Origin of the sequence: Photorhabdus sp. CRCIA-P01 (genome assembly GCF_003545805.1) — a bacterium.
In the GTDB taxonomy this organism is placed as follows: domain Bacteria; phylum Pseudomonadota; class Gammaproteobacteria; order Enterobacterales; family Enterobacteriaceae; genus Photorhabdus; species Photorhabdus antumapuensis.
In genome coordinates this window covers 1-19,048 of the sequence record NZ_NMQR01000046.1, presented here as the reverse complement: position 1 = coordinate 19,048, position 19,048 = coordinate 1, and the positions used below count along the sequence as shown (strand labels likewise).

Genomic DNA, 19,048 nt, shown 5'->3' with positions numbered 1-19,048 from the left:
GCTTGTCGGATCATTTCCTTGTAGAACCGTTTTTCATTTACCCCCTGTTTTATTGCAAGCAGCTACACCTAATTGTTCTCACTTTTAATCAGCAAAGATACTAATATTGTTAAAACCACACACAGCTGTTCACCAAAAAAGAAAGGTATTGACCATTTAATGAACGTTAACTAGGCATTAGTGTGATGAAATTGTGAAATTGACAACGTTGTAAATATATTTTACTCTCAAATCAATCAACAACACCTGTGTTATTCCTCCTTTATTAGAGGAAAAGGATATACCAGTAATGACATATGAAGCTAACAAGCCTGTTACGATTAAATCTATTGCCAAAGAATTAAATATTTCGTTTTCAACAGTTTCGAAAGCACTGAACAACGATCCTGCTATTAAAGAAGAAACCCGACGATTGGTTTTAAATAAAGCAAACGAGATGGGTTATATGCCCAATTCACTTGCAAAGGGGCTTCGCAGCCATTCTACCAAAACTGTTGCTGTTATTTTCAGCGATATTGAAAACCCTGTATTGGCCTACATTTTCTGTAAGATCCTAACCCAGATGGCGGAGCATGGATATACCACCATGATTTTTGATTCGCAGTTCAATGAAAATACAGAGCGTGCCAATATATTGACCGTCCTGTCCAGACAAGTGGATTTTATTATTCTCGAGCCGACATCTATGAACCCCGATAATTTACGTCTGTTATCAAAGATGTCCAACCGCCTCACCCTTCAGGGTGTTCATTATGAAACAATGAATTGTCACCATGTCCATGTTGATTACGCGCATGGTGGTTATCTTGCCGCGAGGGAAATGCTGTCAAACGGACATAGAAACTGTCTGGTGATCACAGAGTCATTATCATTTCCTACGAGCAGAGAGTTTGTCTTAGGGATCGAACAGGCTTACAACGAATATGGCATTCCGTTCAACAAGGATATGGTGAAAACAACACATTCATCTATTACAAACGGATTTCAGGTTATTCAAGAATTATGGGATCACGACAAAAATACCTTCAGTGTCCCTATAACCGGGGTGTTAACTTTTGACGATATTCTGGCCTACGGAGTATACAAAGCAGCTATACAATATCATTTTAGAATACCAGACGATATCAGTGTGATTGGATTCGATGATAACCCAATTTCTGCTTTTTCCATGCCGCCTCTGACAACCATACACCTGCCTAAAGACAAAATGGCGGAAAACCATATTAATATTTTGCAATCAACGTTATTAAATGGGCGTACTGAAACACGCTTTTTTTCTACTGCGCCCACTTTGGTTGCCAGGGGTTCTGTACGCAATTTATTAGAAAAAAAGAGATGTTAGCCTGATGAATATCATAGCTATTGATTTAGGGACGACTCATACACTGAACCTTAAGCATTAAGTCTCTCGAAAATACCCTACAACCCATTATTTTTATTGGATTTTCCGTGGGGCACCTTCAACGCATTTTTGGCGGCCTTAAGAAAGGAAACTGAAGGCAAAAACTGCCTCGCCAGACTGCGCCGGACTATCAACGCCAGCAGACTTGCCCAGATGAGCCCTTCCGCTATCGCTTTCTGGCCGGTCGCAAAACCTGTCCAGTGGGTGTGGGATTTTGGTTCCCTGAAAAAGGGTGACTGAAGAATGGCATTAACTGAAGTTTTGTGGAGATAATTGTCATCGGCTTTATTCTCTGATCTCGGTATTTTGTTTGGCGACAATTATCAGATCATAAATAAAGCCTTTTAATGAAGCGGCTCGCTACAACCAGATTACTTATTTAATAGTAATAATGTATTAATTATTTTGGTCCAGCTCAAATATTTGGATTGATTCGTGGAGGTTTCTTTTTTTATTGCTACTTTTAAAATCGTCACTGTGTTTTTAGTACCTTAGTAAATGACGCTAATTATCATTCCATGCGGGGTAGCCAGCCGGGCTATCAATTCCCGTTTTTTTACTCTGCATGTTCGCTTTCTCTGGTAGTCAAAAGTAATGGATCTTTGGTTGGAAATGATTGGAGAATCTGGAGTTTAATAGCCATTTTATTCTAGTTATCAATGGTATATCCGCCATTCTTCGTTTTTTATGGTTGCATAAGTAGAGCACAACCTTTTCTCTGGATCATCATCGTTGCTGATTGGTTGAAGCGCTATTTCTGACGAGCCGTTGGCTGATGGAGTAACACCAAGCACAAACTTTGCCCTCTCGGTAACGAGGCTGGTTTAGCCAGAGGGTGGGGATACTGTTTAAGTATTTATGGAGCTTGACACGTTATGTATAAAGATTGCCCACAGATTGGTGATGAAGAATTGCTGTCCATGCAGCAAAGCGCTTTATGGTTCATTGACAATTATACCCCTGGCGATTCCAAATATAATATTTCCATGGCATTCCGTATTCACGGATCGTTTCAAATCGATGCTTTTCGCTATGCGGTCAACCAGCTCGTTTCCAAGAATGCTACCTTGCGAAGTACTTTCGTTAATGTGAATGGCGAGCCAAAGTTGGTCATTAATGAACACTTGCCGCCGGCATTGGAGGTTTTCGATGCAACGAACTTGAATCAGGAGGCGCTTGAAGATGCAGTTCAGAACTTTCATTCCATCCCTTTTCAATTAGAAAAAGCATCGTGTCTGCGTTTCGGTATCTACGTCGTCAGTGCGGAAGAATACGTTTTACATATGTGTGTTCACCATATTGTGTCGGATTTTACTTCACTGGGGCTGATGTTGGATCAGCTTGAACACTATTATTTGGCTGGACTTGGAGAAGATGACAATTCCTGGTTACCGCCCGATGAGGATTTTAAGGATTATGCTGTCAAAGAACGAGAGTATTACCAAAGTGAAGCGGCGGAGGAATCGAAAGCTTATTGGAGTGAATGTTTAAAGCAGCCGCCAACCGTGTTGCAATGGGATAGTTTTTGGCGCAAAGGCTCTAATGACAAGTCATCCGTCCTGTTTAGTATTGGTGAAGAGACAACTAAAAAAATCAAGCGGCTCGCTTCAAAAATAGGTGGATCGGTCTTTACGGTCATGTTGGCCGCATGGAGTGCTTACATCGCCAGAGAGACAAAAACTGCTGATATCGTTATGGGGGTGCCGGTGTCGATGCGTCACTCGGTTCATCAGCACATTATCGGCTGTTTGTTTAATGTATTACCCATACGTTTATCCGTCGATCAGACATTTCACCACTTTCTATTGGCAGTGAAGGAGCGATTGTTATCGGCCCTTGATAATCGAAATTTTTGTCTTAGCCAAATGGTTGAACACTTGGCTGTGGAACGAAATGATGGTCGTAACCCATTGTTTCAGGCTATGGTGAATATGCTAGGGCATGTAGGGCAATCGCGTTGGTTGGCACTGGAGATGGCTGACGATTCTGCTCAGGTATCATGGGCGGGACGGACTATTTCCCCATACAGGGTTTGTCAGCAGGAAGGCCAGATTGATATTGAACTGTTATTTGTGGATGCCGGTTCCCAATTAAGATGTGAGCTTAAAGGGGACAAACATTTTTTCTCACAGTCAGGTCTTCAGATATTTGCAGAGCGCTTCAAACTGGCGGTTGAAATGCTGATGGCAGATCCTGATAAAGAGATTAATACTTTGTTGGCGCCAAAATCAGGAGTTCGGATAAACCAACCCAAGCGCGACGTCAGAAAACGTTGAATGTAAGAAAAGCATTGAAGGAGAGATAAACCTGGACCCGTTATTTTTATAGAGTGAATATCGTAAACGGCTCTTGCTTCCAACTTATCCATTTGAAAGAACGGCAATCTGAGCTGTAAAACCGGTAGAGATCGTCTTCATTTTGAGGAAAGTGAGGTTGATATGAATAATATTGAAATTATTCAGAGAGAAATAATCTCTATTTTTGCAGAGACATTTGGTTTACCGAAAGAAGAGATAAAGCTGGAAATACCATTAGTTGAATTGGGAGCGGAATCATCTCTATTATTCAAAGCATTGGAGTCCATCGACAAACGATTTGGTATAAAACTTTCAGTACGGCAATTTTTCGCAGAATTACAAACGGTTCATCAACTCAGTGAATATATCTTGATGGCGGATAAAAATAATGTTGTGGAAGATAACTATGCAGTAATGCAGCCCCAACTTGTCTTGGCTGATCAAGAAAAAAGGCTTGATCAACCCGATACGTCAAATATTTCACCGGCTAAGAAAGAACGCTTTTTCCAATGGATGTCAAGAAGTGCACCATCGATTGAATCTGAGGAGAGAAAAAAGTATCTGGCTTCATTTATATCTAAATATAACGAGCGAACGATTAAATCAAAAATTCATTCGGTAGCGGTACGTAAAAATATTGCAGATAGCCGTTCTGGAATTGGATTTAAACCCTCCATAAAAGAGCTACTTTACCCGATTGTCTGCACCAAGTTTGCAGGGCCTATCGTCCAGGATATTGATGGTAATGATTACATTGATATGACGATGGGATTCGGTGCGCATTTGTTTGGTCATAGTCCCCCCTTTGTAGTTAAAGCGCTTACTCAGCAAATAGACAACAGTTTTGGTTTGGGAACCCTGCATGAGATAGGCTTGGAAGTGGCTGAACTGATCAAAGAGATTACCGGCATGGATCGCGTTGCTTTTGTCAATAGTGGAACGGAAGCGGTGATGAATGCGGTTCGGGCAGCACGGGCGCTCACTCGCCGTAATCATATTGTGCTCTTTTCTAGCAGTTACCACGGGCATTGGGATGCCGTACTGGCTAGAGCGGGTGAATATGATGAAACTAATGCGACAAAACCCGTTTCGGTGGGCATACCTGAAAATATGGTTGCCGATGTTTCGGTGTTTGGATTTGGCTCCAATGAGGCCGTTGAGTTTCTCAAAACGAATAGAGCCAATATCGCCGCAGTGCTGGTAGAACCTGTACCAACGCGTGACCCAGGATTGAGCAATCCAGATTATTTGCGACGTTTGCGTCAAGTGACCAGGGAGTTAGATATTCTGCTGATATTTGACGAAATCGTGACAGGTTTCAGATCTCATCCCGCAGGTGTCCAAGGGTTATTCGGCATTGAGGCGGATATTGTGACCTATGGCAAAACGATAGGGGGTGGAATGCCTCTGGGCGTCATTACGGGTAGGAAGCATATGCTTGATTCGATTGACGGTGGAAACTGGAATTTCAACGATGATAGCTTCCCCGCAGCAGAGCCGACATTCTTTGGTGGGACCTATTTTCAACATCCGCTTTGCATGACCGCTGCGAAAGCCACTTTGCAGGAGATCAAGAGGAGAGGGGAAACGTTTACCAAGGCACTGACTCAGCGTACTGAATCGTTTGTTTCACGTTTGAACCAACTGTTCTTAAGCCGTCGGGTTCCCATCGAGGCAAGATCATTTTCCTCATTTTTTAGATTAATGCATCGCGACAACATGGATTTGCTTTACTACAACCTGTTGATGAGAGGGGTTTATATCTGGGAATGGCGTTGCTGGTTTATATCCGATGCACATGATGACACTCATCTGGAAAAAGTTTATTTGGCATTTGTAGATAGCTTGGATGAACTTGAGGAAAACAACCTGCTTCCTCGATATAGCTAGATCAAATTGGCCTGTTGTGAGCAATAACTGATTGAATTATTAAGCATCCTATCTTCTGGCTGTGCTGAGTTCGATGCTCTGAAACGACGGCTCATAGTCTGTTGAGTAATGAAAATTAAGGGGAACGTTATGCCGTTGGCGAATAAAAGTGTTTTCATTGGCGGGCCGATTCAATTTGCAATTTGTGATAACGGTTTTCATGAGGAGTTGAGAACGACTATCCAACTGGCGATTAAGACGGTGAAAGCACTGAATGGTAATGTATTTTCGGCGCATTTGACTGAGAAATTTGGCATTGATACACCCAGTTATACGCCAGATATGGTATCGAAACGGGATTTCCAATGGATGCAGCAGTGTGATTTTTTCATGCCCATTCTTCCGGTTCATCAAGGTGATGAATTACTGCGTACTGACGGTACACATATTGAACTTGGTTGGGCCTCTGCTCTGAAACGGCCCGTCTTGTTGATCACTCAACTACCGATTGTGAATGGTGGTAGTCATTTGTTAAAGGGATTGGAGCATATTTGCAATTTGTCGAAATTGGATATTCACGATTTTCGTCAAAATCCGGGACAGATTGGCGAGATTTTCAGGAATTTTGCAGTTGAGCAGTTGAATAGCTATTGATCATCTTTTTGAGGATATACCGCCTTTCTATTGAATTGAAAGGCGGGTTAATAGCGAGTTTGCTTGAATGGGGTAATTTGTGGAGTGACGATGGAAAATCGAGTTATTGAACCAACCTATGATGTTTTAGGTATGAAGATAAAAAACCCAATTATTGTTGGGTCGGGTTTGCTTTCTGATCAAGCTAAAAATATTCGCCAGTTTATCGCTCACGGCGCGGGGGCGGTCGTGACCAAAACGATTTACCCGCGCTCAGAAAAATTGCATACAGAAAAGACCTATTTGTTCAGTACAGGGATGTTGAATAATACGACGTATTCGAAAAAAACCGTTGATTATTGGTTAACGCTTCTCCGTGAATTTAAGGATGAGCAACTTCCGGTGATAGTTTCTATCCATGCTGAATCGCCTGTGGCGTTAGGTTCGTTGGCTGCTCGGATCTCAGAAGTAACCGATGCTCCTTTGGAGTTGGGCATTTCATGCTTGCATGCGGATGACTTCACGGGAGATACACCAGAACGTGTATTCAACTACACCAAAGCGGTGAAAGAGCGAACGGACACCCCTTTTGCGGTCAAACTCTCGCTTGGCGATAATTTGTATGGGCGTGTTCAAGCCGCCGTGGACGGTGGTGCCGATGCGATAACTTTGAGTGATACCATTTCAGGAATTGCGTTCGACACAGCGAATGGTGAAGCGCTGCTTAATGGGGTTTGCGGATACTCTGGGCCAGGGATTAAACCACTGGTGCTTGCCGCGATCTATAACCTGCGTAAGCGAGGGTTAACGATTCCAATACTGGGTTCGGGAGGTGTACAGGATGGTAATGATGTTCATGAATACATGCTGGCCGGTGCAAATACAGTGCAAGTTTATACCGCGCTTCATCGACATATGTATAAAACATTGCGGCGCATTGTTCATGAATATACTCAAGTCACGACGTCGGAAAAGGTGTGAGAAAAAGGGATAAAATCATGAATAATAATCAAATTAGAGAATTTGCGGAGCTGACCAGTGAGCAGGTCTTAGCCGAGGTTGAAGGTAAAACGTTGATATGGCCGATTGGCGGGATTGAACAGCATGGGCCTCATCTGCCGTTGAATGTGGATTCAGTTATCCCGGAAGCCTTTGCCCGTGTGTTGGCGGAGGATATTAGTGGATTCACCTTGCCGGTACAGCCTGTGTCTGCCAGATCATTGCCACAAAGTGGGGGTGGGCTTGAATTTCCCGGCACGATTTATCTGGATGGATCAACATTTACCGCTTATATCAACCGAACAATTAAGAGTTTATGCTCATTACCCTTTAAGCAACTGGTGATCATTAACGGTCATTTTGAGAATGAGGGTTTTATTTTCGAAGCGGTAGACGCATTACGGGCGGAGGGGCATTTTAATGATCGTTCCGTTATCGTATTTAGCTGGTGGAGTTTGGTCTCTGATGACTGGACGCATGAACATTTAGTTGATTTTCCCGGTTGGCACGCTGAGCATGCAGGGTTAACAGAAACGAGTTTAATGTTGCATTTGCGTCCAGATTTAGTGAGAGCGGAGCGACCTGATCACGATAAACCTCCACGTGCCGGGATCTATCAAGTACCAATTAAAAAAGAATTTTCAACGAGAGGGGTTCTTTCTAAAACATCAGGTTCGAGTGCGGAGATAGGTGAACTCATTTTCGAGCATGTCAGGCAGCAAATACTGGAACTGGTTACTGCGGATTAATCAGTCGTAATATCGCTGCGCCTTTTCGGTTTTGCCCTGGCTACTGGGGAAAAGTTTATTGCTTTCATATTATCAAGTGCGCCTTAAAACCTCGTCTTTCTGGGTGAGGCTATAAGGCGCGGTTTTCTGTAAAACGGGATAAATGCGAGCCCACCGGATTTCAAACGCGAGTCATTACACTTAGTGCGTCCACTCTGTATCGGGCGCACTAAGGAAAGTTGAGCTTAATACAGCAAAATGATTTCCGGATAGGAAAACCAGGAGCGTTATTATAATTGTGTACCCGAAAATAAATCATCGTATCCATCATCAAAAAAATATCCCGGTTTTATCTCACAGGATAGGATTTTTTCATTTTCATACTTATCTATTCTATAAAAGCTATAATTAATAAATAAGTTATCCCATAATATAATCGATATGACGTTGCTTAATTAAATGTATTCTCATTCGCATAATATGACTGATAACCATTCTCTTTTTTACCCATCCCATCAAGCATGATTTATTGATTATTTAGTTAATTGAAAAATAGTATAAATTTAAAAAATATAACCGATCTCTATCGCGCTGAATTACCCTGATGATAACAAAACAGATAAGTCGCTATCACTTTATGAAAATAAATACTATCTTTTTTTGCATAAAATATCATCTCGTTTAGGTTTTGTTAATATATTGTCTGCTGTCTATCCCATTTGGCGAGTTTTCTCTCTGATAAACGCTAAACAAAAAGTGCTTTTTTTAAAAAAATGTCTTGCTTTTTTAAAAGACAGTTTAGAAAATCACCCTGGTTAGGAAATGGCCTGCCCGGTAAATATCTTTATTTATGGTGGTGGTCTTGTCGGTGTTCTCTTATTTTCTGCTCGGTTAACTGCCTGTCCTGAAATACCTGAAACCGGTTTTACCTTCCTGAAATTCATTATGACCTGACTCAGGTTATGGAGTTCTTTTTTATTATTGAGGAGCCGCTTGTGGCACAGAGTTTTCAAAACGAAATCCCTAAATCACGTATTAATATCAAATTAGATTTACACACTGGCGGGGCGCGGAAAAAAGTCGAGTTACCGCTGAAATTATTGGTGATGGGCGATTACAGTAATGGGCAGGAACAGCGTCCCCTCTCGGAAAGAGAAAAGGTGGATATCAACAAAAACAATTTTGACCGGGTACTGGCTGAATTTAGCCCCACGATGAATCTGACGGTCGAAAATACCCTGGCCGGCGACGGAAGTGAGACGAATATCGCGCTGGCTTTCCGACAAATAAAAGATTTCGAGCCGGAGCACGTCGCCCGCCAAATTCCCCCACTGCGGGCATTGCTGGCGATGCGTAATTTGTTACGCGACCTGAAATCTAACCTGCTCGACAATGCCACTTTTCGCCGGGAGTTGGAACATATCCTACAGGATGACCTGCTGAGCGACGAATTACGGGCAGAGCTGGCGGCGCTGGCCCCGCAGGCAGACTGATTATCAACCTGTTTTCACAAAATTTAAGTCAGGAGAGATGAATGACGGTACAAGAGCAAACTACTGCGGCGGTGACCACCACAAACCACAGTGAAGGCGGGATTTATTCCGCGTTGTTTGAAAAAATTAATTTACAGCCGGTCGAACAACTGGGCGACATCGACCGCTTTCAAAACAACGATGCCCTGGCCGATGTGACGACGGATGAGCGCGTGACTGCGGCGGTCAGCGTTTTTCTGACGCTGCTGAAAGCATCGGCTCAAAAAGTTAAGCGGCTGGACAAAACCTTGTTGGATCATCATATCGGTGCGCTGGACAGTCAAATCAGCCGTCAACTGGATGTGGTGCTACATCACCCGGCATTCCAGCAGGTGGAATCGGCCTGGCGGGGCCTGAAATTTCTGGTTGACCGGACCGATTTTCGCCAGAACGTCAGAATTGAAGTGCTGGATGTGACTCAGGAGGATTTGCAGCAGGATTTTGACGACGCGCCGGAAATTATCCAAAGCGGTTTCTATCGCCATACTTACATTCAGGAATACGATACACCGGGTGGTGAGCCGATTGGATCGGTGATTGCCAATTATGAATTTGGTGCCGGGGCGCAGGATATTGCCCTGTTACGGAACATTGCCAAAGTGGCCGCGGCGGCGCATATGCCCTTTATTGCCGCCGCCGGGCCGGCGTTTTTCGGCAAAGACACGATGGCGGAAGTCGCGGCCATTAAAGACATCGGTAACTACTTTGACCGGGCCGAATACATCAAGTGGAAATCCTTCCGTGACAGCGACGATGCCCGTTATATCGGCCTGACATTACCGCGGGTGCTGGGGCGTCTGCCGTATGGCCCGGATACCGTGCCGGTGCGAACGTTTAATTATGTCGAGCAGGTGAAAGGGCCGGATCACCATAAATATTTGTGGACCAATGCCGCGTTTGCGTTCGCGGCCAACATGATGAAAAGCTTTGTCAACAATGGCTGGTGTGTCCAGATCCGCGGGCCAAAGGCTGGCGGCGCGGTGACTGACTTGCCGATCCACCTTTACGATCTGGGAACCGGCGGTCAGATTAAAATTCCCTCGGAAGTGATGATCCCGGAAACCCGCGAGTTTGAATTCGCTAATCTGGGCTTTATTCCGCTCTCTTACTACAAAAACCGCGATTACGCCTGTTTCTTCTCGGCTAACTCAACGCAGAAACCGGCGGTGTACGACACGGGTGAAGCCACGGCCAACAGCCGTATCAATGCCCGTCTGCCGTATATCTTCCTGCTGTCCCGTATTGCCCATTACCTGAAGCTGATCCAGCGGGAGAACATTGGCACCACCAAGGATCGGCGTCTGCTTGAAATCGAGCTGAACCACTGGATCAACACGCTGGTGACGGAGATGACCGATCCGTCCGACGATTTGCAAGCCTCTCATCCGCTACGTGAAGCGCGGGTGATTGTTGAAGATATTGATGACAATCCGGGGTTCTTCCGGGTCAGGCTGTATGCGGTGCCGCATTTTCAGGTCGAGGGACTGGACGTTAATCTGTCCCTGGTTTCTCAGATGCCGAAAGCCAAAGGGTAAACATCATGAAAATTTCACGCCCGCTCTGGATTGAGGACGCCTTTTTGACCCCTCAACAATTTCAGCAACAAGCGAACTGGGAAGCGCTGACCAACAATTGCATTGCACACTTGGGGTTGATCCATCCTTGGGGGGTGCTGGAGATTCAGTTTGATCAGGATGCCCTGCGCTTCAATCGGCTCAAAATTCAGCATCTTAGGATCCGTTTACCGGACGGAACGTTGATTGACACGGATCATGCTGACAACCTGCCTGCGGCCTGCGATTTGCAGCTCGTTGTGCCGGCGGATTTGCGTACGGTTGAGGTATTACTGGCATTACCGCTGGAACATGCCAACGGCGGGAACTGCCGTCAGCGTAGTGAAGAAGTCGCGCCGGAGCAACCGCCGCTACGTTATCAACAGGAGTGGGTTGAAGTACAGGATAGATACGGCAGTCTCTGTGAGTCCATGGCGGTTGAGCGCTACGCCTTTTCCCTGCGTTTTGAGCATGATGAAAATGGGGCTTATTTGACCTGTCCGCTGGCGCGTTTGGTACGTGACGGGCAAGCAGGCTGGACGATGGATAACGACTTTATTCCGCCGTTGCTCTCTTTTGCTGCGCATCCGCCCCTGTTGGAACAGCTCGATCTCTTGCTGACTCAGCTACGGGCTAAGCGTGCTCGTTTAATGGGGATGCGCCGTGAGAGTAATCAACGGATGGCCGACTTCGCCGTGGCTGATGTGTCGCTATTCTGGTTGTTAAATGCGCTTAACAGCTATGAACCCGTGCTGAATGATTTTAGGGCTGGGCCTGCATTACATCCGGAGATCATCTACCGTGAGCTGGTCAAGCTGGCGGGCGCGTTGCTGACCTTCTCATTGGAGCATGATCTCGACGCGATCCCCCGTTATCAACACCATCAATTGAGTGCGGTTTTCCCGCCGCTGATGCGGCTTATCAGCACCTTGCTTGAAGCCAGCTTACCATCCCGAGTCATTGCCATTGAACTGGACGTCGTGCGCGAGAATCAGTGGAAAGCCTCGTTTCATGATAGACGCCTGTGCGAAGAGGCCGATTTCTATCTCTCCGTGCGATCGTCGATACCGGCACACCAGTTGCAAACCCAGTTTCCGCAACTATGTAAAGTGGGGGCGCCAGATGATATTGACCGGCTGATTAACCGCTCACTGAGCGGTGTGCCTTTACGTCCGCTAAGCCATGTGCCGGCGGCAGTCCCGCTGCGGTTGGAAAACCAGTATTTTGCTTTCGATCTGAATAATCCGCTGGCTAAAGCCATGCTGGCGGCGGGGAGCTGTGCTTTCTACGTACCGGGAACCTTGTCGGGTGTTCAGTTAGAACTGTTTGCGGTATTACGCTCATGAACAAAGTGATGTCAATTGATCCCCTGATGCTTGATATCGGGATAGTGGTAATTGCGCTGAAAAACGGTGATAAGTCAGTGCAGGGCGAGGCGTTATATCAAAAAGGGATTGAATTGATAGAAACGGCACAGCAGCAATTAAGAGACAGCGAGGTGAGCGAAGAGAACGTCACCCAGGTGATCTATGCCTTATGTGCCTTGCTGGATGAAGCCGTCCTGAGCCGTCCTGACCGGGATGGTGGGCATGAAACTTGGTCGAAGACGCTGTTGCAGACGCGATTTTTTAATACCCACCATGCCGGGGAGCGGCTGTTTGAACGTATCCGTCAGGTGCTGAATCAATCACACCCCTCTCCGTTGGTCCTGACTTGTTTCCAGCGCGTATTGGCACTGGGTTTTCAGGGCGGTGATAGCGTACAGATTGCCCAGGAACGCCAGTCTTTACTGGCGGCATTGACTGAGCGTGCGGGGGAAATGGTGGTGCAACCGCATCAGGCGATCCGAACCCATGCGCGCCGTTGTCAGGGTCGATTCTGGCGTTCACGCTCCTTGGGGTTTTGGGGGTGTCAGGCTGTGCTCGTGGTAGCTTTGATGTGGTGGGGCCTGCATCTCTATCTTCAGCAATGCCTATCTGTTGGGCCAGGCTAAGGAGAACACATTGAGTTGCGAATTAAGAAGAGCGCTATGGCTTTTGGCTTGCGTTTTGGCGGCGGTGCTGTGCCGGTTTTTCTTCCCGCTGAGCAAGGTATCGGTTGCCGTGTGGCTGGGTGTGATCCTGATGGTCGCGATGATTGCCTGGTGGCAGACTGGACGCGCTGTGCGTGAAATGTCCCGTCAGGAGACGGTTTGTCGTTTGCTGGCGGCACTGCCCGCGCCCTCATGGCGTCAGCCTGTGGTGCTGACTTGCGGGGAGAATGTGGCCAGCCTGTTTGCAGGAGAACCGCTGCGCGTCACGTCACAGGGCTGTTTTATCTGTGTACTGCGGCAAAGTGAGATGAGTGCGCTGGCGGAAGCGATTATGGCGGCCAGACCGGACTGGGGCACGCAGATCAGTGTGTTATTAACCCTCTTCCCTGAACAGCAACGGGATCAGGCGGTTATGACGGCCCAGATCCGGGCGTTTCGTTATCAGGTGGCGAATGTGGCCCAACTCACCACTTGTCATACACCGGCGTTCATTGCGGGCTACCTTGATGGGGATATCAGCCCGTGGTTCGAATTGCAGGCAGATCGCCCGATGATGACGGTATGGCACGAGAAACAGGCCGCGATGGGAATGAATATCTGGTTGGCCGAAGGGGAGGCACACCAACGCGCCGACCGTTTACAACAGGCGGTTGCGGTTGCGGCCTGGCAACGTTGGATGGTGGAAAACGTGCTGAGCGAGTGCCAATCACCGGAGCAGGCCAGCCCGCCGTGTTATCCCCTCGCGATGGCATTGATGTTTTTGCCCCAAACCCCGCAGGTAAACAACCTGTGGACGAAATGGCTGCTCGCCCGTACGACCTTACCCCGTATCAGCCACAGTACCGCGGGTGCGGTGAGTGTCTCGCCTTTTCCCGATTCTCTGTTGCGCTTGTTGCCACGTTATGGGGGTTATACACCGCGCCGGCGTGCGTTGGCTTGGGGGATAGGCTTGCTGACCGGGTTTGTTTGTCTGGCATTGACCGCCAGCGCCTGGAATAACTATCGCTTGTGGCGCCAAATACGCAGTGACTTACAACAGTATCACGCGATTGGTATGAAAGAGGTTGGTGCCCGACGGCAGGCTTACCACCAACTCAAGCTTAACGCGGCATTGCTGGAAAAATACCGTCGTGATGGCGAACCGGTGCGTTTGGGGTTGGGGCTTTACGTGGGCGATCAGCTTTATGCGCCGCTGATGGCGGCTATCAACCGTATAGTGTTACCGGTATCACCGCCTGTTTTGCCGCAGAGAGATAAAACGCGGCCGCAGACATTGAGCCTTAACAGTCTGTCACTGTTTGATGTTGGCCAGTCTCGCCTTAAGGCCGGTTCGACCAAAGTCTTAATCAACGCGCTGATCCACATCCGCGCTAAACCGGGCTGGCTGCTTATGATCACCGGCCATACCGACTCTACCGGCGATGCCGCGAAAAATCAGGCGCTGTCACTGGCGCGGGCAGACGCGGTACGCGACTGGATCTTACATACCAGTGATATACCACCCGCGTGTGTCGTCGTACAAGGCGAGGGCGCAACACAGCCGATCGCCACCAATTCAACACCTGCGGGGCGTACAGCCAACCGCAGAGTTGAAATCCGTCTGGTACCGGGCGCCGTCGCCTGTCGGTGACGGCAACAAGTGCCAGGCTTTTTATCAACAACAACGTCGCCGGTGCAGGCGACATCACATAGCAACAACAGGAGTCCTATTATGGCGATCCCCGCTTATTTATGGTTGAAAGATGACGGCGGTGCCGACATCAAAGGGTCTGTCGATGTGCAGCATCGTGAAGGCAGCATTGAAATCGTGGCGCTGGAACATGCGCTGCATATTCCGACGGACAACAACACGGGCAAGCTGACCGGAACCCGCGTGCATGCGCCGCTCGTGTTCACCAAAGAAGTCGATGCATCCACCCCGTATTTGTATAAAGCGGTCACCTCCGGCCAGACCCTGAAATCGGCGGAAATCAAGTGGTATCAAATTGATGACGCCGGTCAGGAGAAAGAATATTTCACCACTAAACTGGACAACGTGAAGGTGGTGAAAGTAGCGCCGCTGATGCATGACATCAAAGATCCGGCCAAAGAGAAACACAACCATCTGGAACGTGTGGAGTTCCGCTACGAAAAAATTACCTGGACGTACAAAGACGGCAACATCATTCACTCCGATGCGTGGAATGAGCGCAATCAGGCGTAATGCCCTGACGGCGGCTATGCCGACGGGATAGCCGCCATTTAACCTGACAGGCGCGGCATTATTGCGGCGCCTGTTCAATACAAAATCCGGTGGGAGACCCCACCAGACAACTTTTTACCCGGGAACGGGCACAGTTTGAGCAAGAAATCACGGAGGCGTCTCAGCCGTGCGGTAGCTATGGCGAAACGTGATCCCCTGCTTGAAGGTGGCCTGACCTCATGATATGACCGGAACTTTATATGGATACAGTCTCTACTGCATTATTGCGTCGCTTAAATCCCTATTGCGCTCGGGCGTTGGACGCGGCGGCGGCGCTCTGCCAGACACGGGCACAGGCTGAGATCACGGTGGAACACTGGCTGCTCAAACTGTTTGAAAGTGGTGAAGGCGATATGGTCGTGATTGCCCGGCGTTATGAATGGGCGATGGACGCGCTGTGGCAGTCGCTGCTCACGACGATTGATCGGCTGCCTCACCGCCTTCATCAGCGCCCACGGTTGTCGAAAGCCTTGTGTCATTGGTTACAGGCGGCCTGGCTGATTGCGTCGCGGGAAGAAGATCCGGTCTCTATTCGCTCGGTGCACCTGTTGCAGGCGCTGTGCAATCAGCCGGTGTGGTGGCGTGCTCAGGATACCTGGCCGTTACTCAGCCTGAGTGAGACTCAGCTGCAACGCCTGCGCCCGTTGCTGGATCAACAATCAGAGGAACGTCCGGAAAGACAGGCCATGGCGGGTCTGACCGAGAGCGGCGCCGAATTTGCCGGAGCGGAAATGGGCACCGATGAATCAGCCCGACAGACCGCATCCTTACCCCCGGCATTACAGGGCGCTCTGGACCAATTCACGCAGGATATCACGGCCCGGGCGGCAGAGGGTCACATCGATCCGGTGTTTGGCCGTGACAGTGAAATCCGCCAGATGATCGACATTCTGTCGCGCCGGCGTAAAAACAACCCGATCCTGGTCGGTGAACCGGGAGTGGGAAAAACGGCTCTGGTGGAAGGATTGGCCCTACGTATTGCCGAAGGCCATGTCCCCGCCAGCCTGAAAACCGTCAGCGTGCGGGCGCTGGATCTGGGGTTGTTGCAGGCGGGAGCCGGGGTAAAAGGCGAATTTGAACAGCGGCTGAAAAATGTGATGGCGGCGGTACAACAGTCACCGACCCCGATTTTACTGTTTATTGATGAAGCCCATACGCTGATTGGTACCGGTAATCAGGCGGGCGGCGCGGATGCCGCTAACCTGTTAAAACCGGCGCTGGCGCGGGGAACATTACGCACCCTTGCCGCCACTACCTGGTCGGAATACAAACAGTATTTTGAACGGGATGCGGCACTGGAACGGCGTTTCCAGATGATCAAAGTGGACGAGCCGGACGATGAAACCGCCTGCCTGATGCTGCGGGGCCTGAAAGCGCATTATGCCCGTCATCATGGTGTCCATATTCAGGACGCCGCGGTTAAAGCGGCGGTCACTTTATCCCGCCGTTACCTGACCGGGCGCCAGCTGCCGGATAAAGCGGTGGATCTGCTAGACACCGCCAGTGCGCGGGTGCGGATGAGTTTGGACACCGTACCGGAAGCGTTGACGCTGCTCCGGGCTCAGTTGACTGCACTGGAGGTGGAGCAACAGGCGATAGCGGAAGATAGGGCGTTGGGGCAGCCTGCTTGTTCTGATCGTCTGGCCCAGATTGCGGTGCGGCACGGTGAGCTGTGCCAGCGGCAACAACAACGGGAGGAACAGTACCAACAGGAAAAACAGCTCACACAACAGTTACTGGCTATTCGGCAGGACATCAGCCGGCAGGGGGAGTTAGCCGCATTACAACAGCGGCTGGCAGCCTGTCAACAGGGGCAACCGTTGCTATCACTGGATGTGGATGTGCGCACCGTAGCGACAGTGGTGGCCGACTGGACCGGTATTCCCTTAAGCAGTTTGCTGAAAGACGAACAAACCGACCTGTTGCATCTGGAGCAGCATTTAGCGGAACGGGTTATCGGTCAGGCTCCTGCGTTGCGGGCCATCGCCCAACGTCTCCGGGCGGCGAAAACTGGCCTGACCCCGGAACAGGGGCCGTTGGGGGTGTTTCTGCTGGTTGGGCCGAGCGGGGTCGGGAAAACCGAAACCGCGCTGGCCTTAGCGGATAGCCTGTTTGGTGGCGAGCGTTCACTGATCACCATTAACCTGTCGGAATACCAGGAGGCACACACGGTTTCCCAGTTGAAAGGTTCTCCCCCGGGGTATGTGGGTTACGGGCAGGGGGGTATCCTGACGGAAGCGGTACGCCAGCGTCCTTACAGTGTCGTGTTGCTGGATGAAGTGGAAAAAGCCCACCATGACGTGTTGAACCTATTCTATCAGGTGTTTGATCGCGGTTTTATGCGGGACGGTGAAGGGCGCGAGATTGATTTTCGTCACACGGTGATATTAATGACTGCCAATCTGGGCAGTGATCCGCTGATGGCGCTATTGGCCCAACAGCCCGATGCCCCGCCCGCACTGTTACATGAGTTGTTACATCCTATTCTGCGCGACCACTTCCAGCCGGCCCTGCTGGCGCGTTTCCAGACCGTCATTTACCGCCCGTTATCGGCGGAGGCACTCAGGCGCATCGTGGACATCAAACTGAGGCAGGTCACCCGGCGTCTGCATACCCATTATGGCCTGACCTGCACGGTGGAAAGTGGCCTTTGTGACACATTGGTAAATGCCTGCCTGCTACCGGACAGTAGCGCCCGCAATATTGACAGCCTGCTCAGCCAGCAAATTTTACCGGTGTTATCGCAGGCGTTGTTGGAACGTCTGGCACACCATTATAAACCTGCCGAGGTGACGTTAGGTTTCGATCAGGAAGAGGGGATCACCCTCTCTTTCACCGAGCAAACTGCGGTATCTGATATCTGAGGAAAACTATTGATGGATAGAAAAATGCTGCGTGCCCGTCAGCTTCAGGCGAGTAAACCCGTGTTGCCGGGTCATGCCCGTTACCGGCTTGAAATCCGGCGCTGCAATGCCGAACTGGAGGTGTTCAGCTTCACCGGCGAAGAGCGCCTGTGCGCCCCGTATTGCTACACCATTGATTTCACCAGCCCGAACAGGGATATCGATCCGGCGGTGATATTGAACAAATCGGCCACGTTTATCTTGCAGGCGCCGGAAAACCCGGAGCAGGTGCGTAAAGTACACGGCGTCATCACCCGGTTTAACCGGCTTGCCACCTCGGCGGATGAAACRCGCTATCAGGTCTGTCTGGAGCCGCGTCTGGCGTTGTTGCACCATACCCGACGCTGTGCGATTTACCAGCACCAGTCAGTCCCGGAAATGGTGGAAAAGATCCTGCGTGACCGCCACGGTTTTCGGGGCCAGGATTTTCTGTTCACCCTGGTGCGGGAATATCCCCGGCGGGAACTGGTGGTGCAGTGGCAGGAGAGTGATCTGGATTTTATCCAGCGTATTTTAGCGGAAGTGGGGATGTGGTATCGCTTCGAGATGGACGGCCGTCTGGGGATTGACGTGGTGCGGTTTGGGGATAACCAGCGCAATTATCAGTACGACGTGCGTTTACCGTTACGTGACCCGGCGGGCATGAATCACAACGACCGTGATTCGGTGTGGGATTTGCACGTTGAACATCGGGTGGTCACGCAAAGGGTGAAGGTGCGGGACTACAACTACCGGGAAGCGGGCAATGACCTGCAATATCAGGTCGGCCGGGATCGGGATACTACCGTGATTGGTGAAGTGTATCGCTATGGCGATAACGTTCTGACCAAGGGAGAACAGATCCAGCCCGCCCCGGAA

16 protein-coding genes and 1 pseudogene are annotated in these 19,048 nt (G+C 49.2%); 16 read left to right on the top strand and 1 reads right to left on the bottom strand.

Going from position 1 to position 19,048, the window contains the following annotated elements:
* Nucleotides 1–289: 289 nt before the first annotated feature.
* Complete coding sequence (locus tag D3222_RS19710; RefSeq protein ID WP_118987656.1) at nt 290–1,342, top strand: LacI family DNA-binding transcriptional regulator; 1,053 nt, start codon at nt 290–292, stop codon at nt 1,340–1,342.
* A gap of 125 nt (nt 1,343–1,467) precedes the next feature.
* Here the strand turns inward: D3222_RS19710 and D3222_RS19705 are convergent.
* Nucleotides 1,468–1,629 (bottom strand): annotated as a pseudogene (locus tag D3222_RS19705) (IS4 family transposase); the annotation flags it as partial.
* A gap of 648 nt (nt 1,630–2,277) precedes the next feature.
* Here D3222_RS19705 and D3222_RS19700 point away from each other — a divergent pair.
* From D3222_RS19700 to D3222_RS19640, 15 genes are all read left to right on the top strand, one after another.
* A complete protein-coding gene (locus D3222_RS19700) occupies nt 2,278–3,678 on the top strand; it encodes a condensation domain-containing protein (RefSeq protein WP_118987654.1) in 1,401 nt (466 codons plus the stop codon).
* A 162-nt stretch (nt 3,679–3,840) separates the two neighbouring features.
* Nucleotides 3,841–5,589 carry an aminotransferase class III-fold pyridoxal phosphate-dependent enzyme gene (locus D3222_RS19695; protein WP_118987653.1) on the top strand — a complete coding sequence of 583 codons (1,749 nt, stop codon included), beginning with the start codon at nt 3,841–3,843 and terminating at the stop codon, nt 5,587–5,589.
* Nucleotides 5,590–5,718: 129 nt separating this feature from the next.
* Entirely contained in the window at nt 5,719–6,222 is a 504-nt protein-coding gene (locus tag D3222_RS19690; RefSeq protein ID WP_118987652.1) for a hypothetical protein, read from the top strand.
* A 90-nt stretch (nt 6,223–6,312) separates the two neighbouring features.
* Entirely contained in the window at nt 6,313–7,182 is an 870-nt protein-coding gene (locus D3222_RS19685) for a dihydroorotate dehydrogenase (protein ID WP_118987651.1), read from the top strand.
* Between the two features lie 17 nt (nt 7,183–7,199).
* The gene (locus tag D3222_RS19680) at nt 7,200–7,949 is read left to right on the top strand and encodes a creatininase family protein (protein WP_118987650.1); all 750 of its coding nucleotides are present in this window, start codon (nt 7,200–7,202) and stop codon (nt 7,947–7,949) included.
* An 801-nt stretch (nt 7,950–8,750) separates the two neighbouring features.
* Nucleotides 8,751–8,882, top strand: a complete 132-nt coding sequence (locus tag D3222_RS26495) for a hypothetical protein (RefSeq protein ID WP_255417046.1) — start codon at nt 8,751–8,753, stop codon at nt 8,880–8,882.
* An 8-nt stretch (nt 8,883–8,890) separates the two neighbouring features.
* A complete protein-coding gene (tssB, locus tag D3222_RS19675; protein WP_118987649.1) occupies nt 8,891–9,421 on the top strand; it encodes a type VI secretion system contractile sheath small subunit in 531 nt (176 codons plus the stop codon).
* A 41-nt stretch (nt 9,422–9,462) separates the two neighbouring features.
* Nucleotides 9,463–10,995, top strand: a complete 1,533-nt coding sequence (gene tssC / locus D3222_RS19670) for a type VI secretion system contractile sheath large subunit (RefSeq protein WP_118987648.1) — start codon at nt 9,463–9,465, stop codon at nt 10,993–10,995.
* Between the two features lie 5 nt (nt 10,996–11,000).
* Nucleotides 11,001–12,359, top strand: a complete 1,359-nt coding sequence (gene tssK / locus D3222_RS19665; protein WP_198672879.1) for a type VI secretion system baseplate subunit TssK — start codon at nt 11,001–11,003, stop codon at nt 12,357–12,359.
* Nucleotides 12,356–13,006: a type VI secretion system protein TssL, short form gene (gene tssL, locus D3222_RS19660; protein ID WP_118987646.1), complete on the top strand. Its 651-nt coding sequence runs from the start codon at nt 12,356–12,358 to the stop codon at nt 13,004–13,006. The genes tssK and tssL overlap by 4 nt, the downstream gene beginning before the upstream one ends.
* Before the next feature lie 15 nt (nt 13,007–13,021).
* On the top strand, nt 13,022–13,183 hold the full coding sequence (locus D3222_RS26190; RefSeq protein ID WP_232832600.1) for a hypothetical protein: 162 nt from the start codon (nt 13,022–13,024) through the stop codon (nt 13,181–13,183).
* A gap of 70 nt (nt 13,184–13,253) precedes the next feature.
* Nucleotides 13,254–14,675: an OmpA family protein gene (locus tag D3222_RS19655; protein WP_232832599.1), complete on the top strand. Its 1,422-nt coding sequence runs from the start codon at nt 13,254–13,256 to the stop codon at nt 14,673–14,675.
* A gap of 81 nt (nt 14,676–14,756) precedes the next feature.
* On the top strand, nt 14,757–15,248 hold the full coding sequence (locus tag D3222_RS19650) for an Hcp family type VI secretion system effector (RefSeq protein ID WP_118987644.1): 492 nt from the start codon (nt 14,757–14,759) through the stop codon (nt 15,246–15,248).
* Nucleotides 15,249–15,487: 239 nt separating this feature from the next.
* The gene (gene tssH, locus D3222_RS19645) at nt 15,488–18,151 is read left to right on the top strand and encodes a type VI secretion system ATPase TssH (RefSeq protein ID WP_118987643.1); all 2,664 of its coding nucleotides are present in this window, start codon (nt 15,488–15,490) and stop codon (nt 18,149–18,151) included.
* A gap of 12 nt (nt 18,152–18,163) precedes the next feature.
* The coding region (locus tag D3222_RS19640; RefSeq protein WP_232832598.1) for a type VI secretion system Vgr family protein at nt 18,164–19,048 on the top strand (885 nt) is incomplete at its 3' end.